Origin of the sequence: Candidatus Neomicrothrix sp., from assembly GCF_035329545.1 — a bacterium.
GTDB classification, from domain to species: Bacteria; Actinomycetota; Acidimicrobiia; order Acidimicrobiales; family Microtrichaceae; genus Microthrix; species Microthrix subdominans.
The window spans coordinates 48,406-56,741 of record NZ_DAOLGP010000030.1 but is presented as its reverse complement, the minus strand read 5'-3'; the positions used below and the strand labels follow the sequence as shown (position 1 = coordinate 56,741).

Here is an 8,336-nt window from a genome sequence, read left to right as displayed (position 1 = left end):
GATCCGGGCCATCAACCCCACCACCGGCCAGGTCACCACCCTCGCCGGAAACGGCACCGCCGGGTTTGTTGACGGCATCGGTACCAACGCTCAATTCAGCAGCCCCAAGGGGGTGGCGGTCGCCCCCAACGGCACCATCTACGTAGCCGACAGTACTAACGACCGAATCCGGGCCATCAACCCCACCACCAGCCAGGTCACCACCCTCGCCGGCAGCGGCACCGAAGGGTTTGCTGATGGCACCGGCACCACCGCCCAATTCCGAGCGCCGATTGAGGTGGCGGTCGCACCGAACGGCACCGTCTACGTCGCCGACCGGTTCAACCATTCGATCCGGGCCATCAACCCCACCACCAGCCAGGTCACCACCCTCGCCGGAAGCGGCACCGCCGGGTTTGCTGACGGCACCGGCACCGACGCCAGATTTCACACCCCGAGCGGGGTGGCGGTCGCTTCGAACGGCACCGTCTACGTCTCCGACACCGTTAACTACCGGATCCGGGCCATCAACCCCACCACCGGTGAGGTCACCACCCTCGCCGGCAGCAGCGCCGGGTTTGCTGACGGCACCGGCACCACCGCCCGATTCAACTACCCGTGGCGGGTGACGATCGCCCCCGGCGGCACCATCTACGTCACCGACCGCTACAACTACCGGATCCGGGCCATCAACCCCACCACCAGCCGGGTCACCACCCTCGCCGGCAACGGCACCGAAGGGTTTGCTGACGGCCCCGGCCCCACCGCTCAATTCGCCTACCTCAACGGGATAGCGGTTGCCCCCAACGGCACCATCTACGTCGGCGACACCGACAACCAGCGAATCCGGAAGATCACCTGAACCGACCAGCCGCCCGTCGCACGTGCGGTGCGGTCATGACGACGACGGAACCGGAATCGCCACTACAAGGCTCGAACTCTCCAGGTCGACGGCTCGACGAGGTCGCCCAGGCTGACGTCGAGGCGAAGGGTCTCGCCCCGTGCGATCTGCTGGTCGAGGCGAAAGACGCGATTCCCCCAGCTGGTGACCGGTCCGAGGGGCGACGTCGACAGGGTCGTGTCGTTGTCAAAGCACGCTTCGAACCACACACAGCAGCCGTCGACGATGGTGTCCGCCGTCGCCGTCCGCTCGACGCGGCGACGCAGGGGTAGTTCGTCGGGGTGTTCAATCGTGTTCAGGTCGAATTCGAAGATCGGCTGTGGTCGTCCGATGGTTGCTTGTACCGAGTGCGGGCGCAGCCAGAACTCTTCGTTGCGGTAGGCGTTGAAGCGAGCGGCGACCGGTGACTGCTGGACGAAGCTGAGGTCGATGTCGTCCGGTAGGTCGATGTTCCAAAATCGACGAATCCGCATGTCGTCCCGCATCGAAATTGGTTCGATGAAGAGGCGAAACCGCGACGGCAGGATGCGCCCCGAAGGTGCCAGGACGCGATCGCGGAGGTCGAGAACGTTCTCGAGCATGTTCTCGTTGAACAGCTCGTCGCCCATCTGTTCGTGGAGTACCACATCGATCGGCTCCGGGGGCGTGAACTCACGGCTGTTTGCCCGGACGAACTCGATGTTGGTGAACCCGTTGTAGTCGGCAATTTCACGAGCGAGATCGATGAAGTCGGAGTGCTCGACGGCGTACACTTTCTTCGCTCCCGCCCGACTCGCCATGAACGCGAGCAGCCCGGTGCCGGTGCCCAGATCGAGCACGACGTCGCCCTTTTTCACGTTGCCGTGGATTCCGCGGTGGTACGCGTCGACCCGAACGCGGTCGGCCAACATCTCCTCGTGCGCCTCAAGCCCGGCGAAGTTCTCGCCGTTCATGAGGTCGTAGGCTTCTCTCAGCCCACCATCAAAGGCAGGATCCCAACCCTCGTCGCCTTCCTCTGCCCCATCGGCGCCACCCGGCCAACCTGCGTCAACGTCGCTCACGGTGCCGACCGGTCAGGCGTTCAGCACCGGGGCGGCCAGCTCGGCCAGGGACACCTGGGGGCGTGCGCCCAGGTGGCTGATCACCTCGGCGGCGGCGATCGAGCCGAGGCGGCCACAGGTGGCGAGGTCGAGCCCGGTGGCCAGGCCATAAAGGAATCCGGCGGCGTACTGGTCCCCGGCACCGGTGGTGTCGACCACCTCGGCGACCGGCTCGGGCTGGATGCGCACCCGCACGTCGGGCGTGATGATGAAGGACCCGTCGGGGCCGTGGGTGACGACCGCCATCGGGCAACGCTCGGCGACGATTTTGTGGGCGGCCTCGATGTCGTCGGTCTCGTACAGCGAGCACAGCTCGTCGCGGTTGGCGATGACGATGTCGACATGGTTGTCGACCAGGTCGACGAATGCCGCCCGGTGCCGCTCGACGCAGAACGGGTCCGACAGCGTCACCGCCACCTTGCGACCGGCGTCGCGTGCCAGCTTGGCCGCCACCTTGAAGGCCTCCTGGGCCTCGGGCGGATCGAACAGGTAGCCCTCGAGAAACAGCACCTCGGCGTCGGTGACCACGCTCGGATCGACGTCATCGGGCCCGAAGTGCACTGCGGCGCCCAGGTGGGTGTTCATCGTGCGCTGCGCATCGGGCGTGACCAGGATCAGACACGAGCCCGTCGGCGGACCATCGGCGGCCAGCGACGTGGTGTAGCCCACCCCGTTGGCCCGGATGTCGTGCACGAACACCTCGCCGAGCTGGTCGGCGCGCACCTTGCCTAGGTAGTGCGAGCGGCCACCGAAGGAGGCCACGCCCACCATCGAGTTGGCCACCGAGCCACCGGAGATTTCGGTGCCCGGACCCATGTGGTCGTAGATCGCCGCCGAGCGGTCGGCGTCGACCAGCCCCATCGAGCCCTTGGCCAAGCCCAGCTCGACGATCAGCGATTCGGGGGCGGCCGCCAGCACGTCGACCAGCGCGTTGCCGATTCCGGCCACGTGGACCGAGGCGGGCGAACGGGAATCATGAGTGGACATCAGGCTCCAAAGGGGCGGGAGGCAACGGGGGGACCCGACGATGTTACTCACGCTGCTTTGGTCGATCGGAAGCCAGCAGCAGGCGCTCGATGCCGACGAAATCCAGACGCCCGGAGCGTTCTCGTGTGCACGCCCCGGCCGCCGACGCCTATCGTCACGCCATCGCCGGGGGGCGACGAGGGACCAACCGAACCGATTGGAGATCCAGGTGACGACACGACGGAGAATGCTGGCTGCGACCGCCATGCTGGCTGTGCCCGCTTTGATGCTGGCATCGTGCGGCAACGACGACGGGGGTGATGAGGCGTCCGGCGGCGACAACGGCAAGATCGGACTGGTCTTCGACATCGGCGGCAAGGGCGACAAATCCTTCAACGATGCCGCCTCGAAGGGTTTGAACGAGGCGGCCGACGAGCTGGGCTACGAAACCAAGGAACTCGAGCCGGACGAGGGTGGCCAAAATCGCGCCGAGCTGCTCGAGAGCCTCGCCTCCGGTGGTTACAACCCGGTGATCGGAGTGGGCTTCCTCTTCGCCGACTCGGTGCTGGAAACCGCTCAGGCGCATCCGGACACCACCTTCGCCATCGTCGACAACGCCTACGGACCCGAGGACGAGGCCAAGACCAAGAACATCAAGCAACTGGTGTTCGCCGAGGAGCAGGGTTCGTTCCTGGTCGGCGCAGCAGCGGCGATGAAGACCGAGACCGACACGATCGGCTTCATCGGTGGGGTGGAGACCGACCTGATCAAGAAGTTCGAGGCCGGATACGAGGCTGGCGCCAAGCACGTCAACCCCGAGATCAAGATCGAAGCGCAGTACATCACCCAGCCGCCGGACTTCAACGGCTTTGACGATCCGGCCAAGGCCAAGACGATCGCCAAGTCGATGTACGACGGCGGCGCCGATATCATCTTCCATGCGGCCGGAGCTTCGGGCAGCGGACTGTTCGAGGCGGCCGTCGAGGCCAGGGGTGACAACGAGAACATCTGGGCGATCGGTGTCGACTCCGACCAGTACAAGTTGGTGCCCGAGGATCAGCAGAAGATCATGCTCACGTCGATGATCAAGAAGGTTGACGTCGCCGTCGCCGGTGCGATCACCGACTTTGACAACGGCTCGACCGAGGGCGGCGTCACGTCGTTCGACCTCGAGGCCGGTGGCGTCGACTACTCGACCTCCGGCGGCTTCGTCGATGACATCTCCGGTGACATCGACAAGCTCAAGGAGCAGATCATCTCGGGCGAGATCGAAGTCCCCATCACCCCGCAGGGCTGAGCCCTCAGGGCACGGGGAACAAGCACCATGAACGACGACGTGGGGGACGCTTCCGGCACAGCGCCGATGCGTCCCCCCGTCGCGTCCGGGCAGCCGCCGACCGGTGATGGTGCCCACCCCAGCCCGGCGATCGAGCTGCGGGGCATCACCAAGCGCTTCCCGGGAGTGGTCGCCAACTCCAACGTCAACCTCACGGTGGCCGCCGGGTCGATCCACTCGCTGATCGGTGAGAACGGCGCCGGCAAGTCCACCCTGATGAAGACCCTGTACGGCATGCACCAACCCGACGAGGGGACGATCCGGGTCGACGGGATCGAGCACGCATTCAAGTCGCCGGCCGAGGCGATCGCCGCCGGGATCGGCATGGTGCACCAGCACTTCATGCTCGCCGACCAGTTGACGGTCGCCGAGAACATCACCCTGGGCGCCGAACCGTCGACGTTCGGGGTCATCGATCGGCGCCGGGCCAATGCAGCGATCACCGAGCTGGGCGAGCGCCACGGCCTGCCGCTCGACCCCGACCGCCTGGTCGAGCAGCTCACCGTCGGCGAACGCCAGCGCCTCGAGATCCTCAAGGTGCTGTACCGGGGCGCCCGCATCCTCATCCTCGATGAACCCACCGCAGTGCTCATCCCCCAAGAGGTCACCGAGTTCTTCGACAACCTGCGGGCGTTGAGCTCCGCCGGGGTCACGATCGTCTTCATCTCGCACAAGCTCGACGAGGTGTTGACGATCTCCGATGCGATCACCGTGATGCGCGCGGGCACGACGGTGGCCACCGTCGACCCGTCCGAGGTCGACGGGCGTGCCCTCGGCAAGCTGATGGTGGGCTCGGAACTCCCCAGCCCCTCGTCGGAGCGCCACACCCCGGGCGAGCAGGTCGCCCTCAACATCTCCGGCGCCGTGCTGGTCACGGACGGCGGCCGCCGCCTGCTCGACGACATCGACCTGACCGTTCATCAGGGCGAGATCGTCGGTATCGCCGGCATCGAGGGCAACGGTCAACAAGAGCTGATCGAGACGCTGCTCGGCCTGCGACACTGCGACTCGGGCACCCTCGAGCTGGACGGCATCGATATGGCCACCATGTCGACCCGCGACCGGCGCGACGCCGGGCTGGGCTACGTGCCCACCGACCGCCACCGCGAGGGGCTGCTGCTCAGCGAGCCGTTGTGGTCCAACGTGATGCTGGGCCATCAGGGCAAGCGCTACCGCTCTGGCCCGTGGCTGCGCCGGCGCGCCGCCCGCGCCGACACGGCAGAGGTCGTCGAGCGCTATGACGTCCGCACACCGGGCATCGATGTTCCCGCCCTGGCGTTGTCGGGGGGCAACCAACAGAAGCTGATCGTCGGCCGTGAGATGACCGCCGAGCCGTCGATGCTGATCGCCGCCCATCCCACCCGGGGAGTGGACGTCGGCGCGCAGGCGGCGATCTGGGACCTGCTGCGCCAGGCCCGCTCCAAGGGGTTGGGGGTGCTGTTGATCTCCGCCGACCTCGACGAGCTGATCGGGCTGTCCGACCGCCTGCTCGTCATCTTTCGGGGAGCGATCACCGCCTCCGTCGACCCCTCGAACGTCACCGCGGACGAGCTGGGCGCCTACATGGCCGGCGAACGCCAGAAGGTGACGCCATGAACGCCCCCTCCCCTGCACAGGCTGCGAGCCCCGCACCCGAGGCGACCGTCGGCCGAGCAGCGATGTTGCGGCTGCGGCTGGCCAGTGCCCTGCCGTCGACGCTGGCACCTCTGGTGGCGGTGGCTCTCGCCGCCGTGGTGTGCGGCGTGATCCTGGCGCTCTCGGGTCACAACCCGTTCTCGGCCTACGCCGAGATGATCTCGTTTGGCACCACCGAAGGTTCGCTGTTGGTCGCCGCCAACAAGGCGGTGCCCCTCTACCTGTCGGCGATGGCGGTGGCGATCGGTTTCAAGATGGGCCTGTTCAATATCGGCGTCGAGGGCCAGTACCTGGTCGCCGTCGTGGTCGCCGCTGCCGCCGGCGCTCAGGTCAACCTGTTTCCCCCGCTGCACGTCGCCTTCATCATCGTGGTCGCCATGCTCGCCGGCGCCTCGTGGGCGATCGTCCCGGCCGTACTCAAGGTGACCCGCAACGTGTCGGAGGTGATCTCGACGATCATGATGAACGCGATCGCCGCGGGCACGGTCGCCTACATGGTCAACCGCTGGCGCGACACCTCCGAAACCCAGCTGATCAAGACCAAGGAGATCCCCCCGTCGGGCTGGGTGGGCAACCTCTTCCAGGTGTCCGGCGCCGAGAAGCTCAGCGTGTTTGCGCTGATCGCGGCCGGGATGGGCGTAATCATGTGGCTGGTCGTCACCCGCACCCGCTTCGGTTTCGACCTGCGAATCTCGGGCGCCAACCCCACCGCTGCCGCGGTGTCGGGCGTGAACCCCAAGGTGATGACGATCAAGGTGATGCTGATCTCCGGTGCGGTCGCGGGCACGGTTGGCCTGCCGGTCCTCCTGTCGGAGAACATTTTTCACCGGTACACCCAGGACTTCCCGACCGGGGTGGGCTTCACCGGTATCGCCGTCGCCCTCCTCGGACGCAACCATCCGGCGGGCATGGCGGTCGCTGCGCTGTTGTTCGGCTTCCTCGAGCGGGCCGGACAGGGCCTGCAGCTGGTCGACGTGCCACCGGAGATCGTCACGATCATGCAGGGCGTCGTGCTACTGGCTGCGGTGATCTCCTACGGCGTGGCCGAGCGCTTGGGCAAGGTGCAACTGCAGCGGGCGACCGCCAGAGAGCTGCGCGCCGAGGACGGACCGCCGAACGAGGACGGCGAGATGCTGCCGGTGACGGGGGCGACGTCATGACGATGGCACCCCCCATTCGCGACCTGCCCGAGGATATGCTCGAACCGGAGGGCCCGAGAAGCCGGACCCTCAGCACCGTCGCCCGCTGGGCGTTGTTCGCCTTGGCCGGCACCTTCATCATGTCGGTCACCCGGGTGATGTCGGGCGCTACCGACCTGACCTCGTCCGGGCTGGTCGTCGAGACCCTTCGCCTGACCGTGCCCTTCGCCCTGGCGGCGCTGGGCGGGCTGTTCGCCGAACGGGCCGGCGTCGTCAACATCGGCCTGGAAGGCATGATGATCATGGGCACCTGGTTCGGCGCCTACGGCGGCTGGCAATGGGGCGTGTGGGGCGGCCTCGCCTTCGGCATGCTCGGAGGCGCGTTGGGAGGCGGGCTGCACGCCACGGCCACGGTGATCTTCAAGGTCGACCACATCATCTCGGGCGTGGCGATCAACCTGCTGGCCCCGGGACTGGCCCGCTACCTGTCGGCGGCGGTGTACGCCAACGCCGGCTCCGGTGCCGGGGTGCGCCAAAGCCCCCCGGTGAAGGGCGACTTCCCCACGATTACGATCACCCCGCTGTCCAACGCCCTCGGGACGATCGAGGACCATCATTGGTTCTTCATCTCCGACGCGGCCGGCATGGCCCGGGGCCTGGTGACCGGCCTGTCGCTGTTCACGTTGTTGGTCATCGTGCTGGCCCCGGCGGTGTGGTGGCTGCTGTGGCGCACCACGTTTGGCCTGCGGCTGAGGTCGGTGGGTGAAAACCCGTGGGCCGCCGAGTCGGTGGGCATCAAGGTGATGCGCACCAAGTTTGTTGCGGTGGTGATCTCGGGCGTGCTCGCCGGCCTGGCCGGGGTGTTCATCGTGACGGTCACCACGTCGACGTACTCCGAAGGACAGACCGGCGGCCGCGGCTACATCGCGCTCGCAGCGCTGATCTTCGGGAACTGGCGACCGGTGTCGGCCGTTGGGGCCGCCACCCTGTTCGGCTACAGCGACGCGGTGCGCCTGCGGGGCGCCAACGGTGTGGCGGTGCACGCCTTCCTGCTCACCGGGGCGATCGCCACCACCCTGATCGCCATCATCGCCGCCGTGCAGGGGCGCTGGAAGAGCGCCGCCCTGTCCGGCTCGGTGTCGGCAGTGTTGTGGATCTGGTATCTGTCCACCGACTCGCTGCCCAAGGAGTTTCTGCCTTACACGCCCTACATCGTCACGCTGGTGGTCGCCGCCACCGCGTTGCGCAAGCTGCGCATGCCCCAGGCGCTCGGGGCCATCTTCACCAAGGGCGAAGCCCAA

At 67.0% G+C, this 8,336-nt stretch carries 7 protein-coding genes; 5 read left to right on the top strand and 2 right to left on the bottom strand.

Annotated features, from left to right (window positions below):
* On the top strand, window positions 1-841 hold an 841-nt coding region (locus PKD89_RS14920; protein ID WP_324332515.1), incomplete at its 5' end, for a hypothetical protein.
* A gap of 62 nt (window positions 842-903) precedes the next feature.
* Here PKD89_RS14920 and PKD89_RS14915 read toward each other — a convergent pair.
* Both PKD89_RS14915 and PKD89_RS14910 read right to left on the bottom strand, forming a co-directional pair.
* On the bottom strand, window positions 904-1,920 hold the full coding sequence (locus PKD89_RS14915; RefSeq protein ID WP_289012195.1) for a methyltransferase domain-containing protein: 1,017 nt from the start codon (window positions 1,918-1,920) through the stop codon (window positions 904-906).
* A 12-nt stretch (window positions 1,921-1,932) separates the two neighbouring features.
* Window positions 1,933-2,946 carry an adenosine kinase gene (locus PKD89_RS14910; protein WP_289012194.1) on the bottom strand — a complete coding sequence of 338 codons (1,014 nt, stop codon included), beginning with the start codon at window positions 2,944-2,946 and terminating at the stop codon, window positions 1,933-1,935.
* Window positions 2,947-3,172: 226 nt separating this feature from the next.
* Here PKD89_RS14910 and PKD89_RS14905 point away from each other — a divergent pair, with 226 nt between their 5' ends.
* The 4 genes from PKD89_RS14905 to PKD89_RS14890 all read left to right on the top strand — a co-directional run.
* A complete protein-coding gene (locus PKD89_RS14905) occupies window positions 3,173-4,222 on the top strand; it encodes a BMP family lipoprotein (protein ID WP_289012193.1) in 1,050 nt (349 codons plus the stop codon).
* Between the two features lie 27 nt (window positions 4,223-4,249).
* Complete coding sequence (locus tag PKD89_RS14900; protein WP_289012192.1) at window positions 4,250-5,857, top strand: ABC transporter ATP-binding protein; 1,608 nt, start codon at window positions 4,250-4,252, stop codon at window positions 5,855-5,857.
* Window positions 5,854-7,056 carry an ABC transporter permease gene (locus PKD89_RS14895; protein ID WP_289012191.1) on the top strand — a complete coding sequence of 401 codons (1,203 nt, stop codon included), beginning with the start codon at window positions 5,854-5,856 and terminating at the stop codon, window positions 7,054-7,056. Before PKD89_RS14900 ends, PKD89_RS14895 begins: the two co-directional genes overlap by 4 nt.
* 2 nt (window positions 7,057-7,058) lie before the next feature.
* Window positions 7,059-8,336 (top strand): ABC transporter permease (locus PKD89_RS14890; protein WP_287378382.1); only part of this gene is annotated, 1,278 nt, incomplete at its 3' end.

What these genes read in the sequence shown, in the direction of transcription:
- PKD89_RS14895 (WP_289012191.1), top strand. Translation starts at nt 5,854, where the DNA reads ATGAACGCCCCCTCCCCTGCACAGGCTGCGAGCCCCGCACCCGAGGCG.
- PKD89_RS14905 (WP_289012193.1), top strand. Translation starts at nt 3,173, where the DNA reads ATGCTGGCTGCGACCGCCATGCTGGCTGTGCCCGCTTTGATGCTGGCA.
- PKD89_RS14900 (WP_289012192.1), top strand. Translation starts at nt 4,250, where the DNA reads ATGAACGACGACGTGGGGGACGCTTCCGGCACAGCGCCGATGCGTCCC.
- PKD89_RS14910 (WP_289012194.1), bottom strand. Translation starts at nt 2,946, where the DNA reads ATGTCCACTCATGATTCCCGTTCGCCCGCCTCGGTCCACGTGGCCGGA.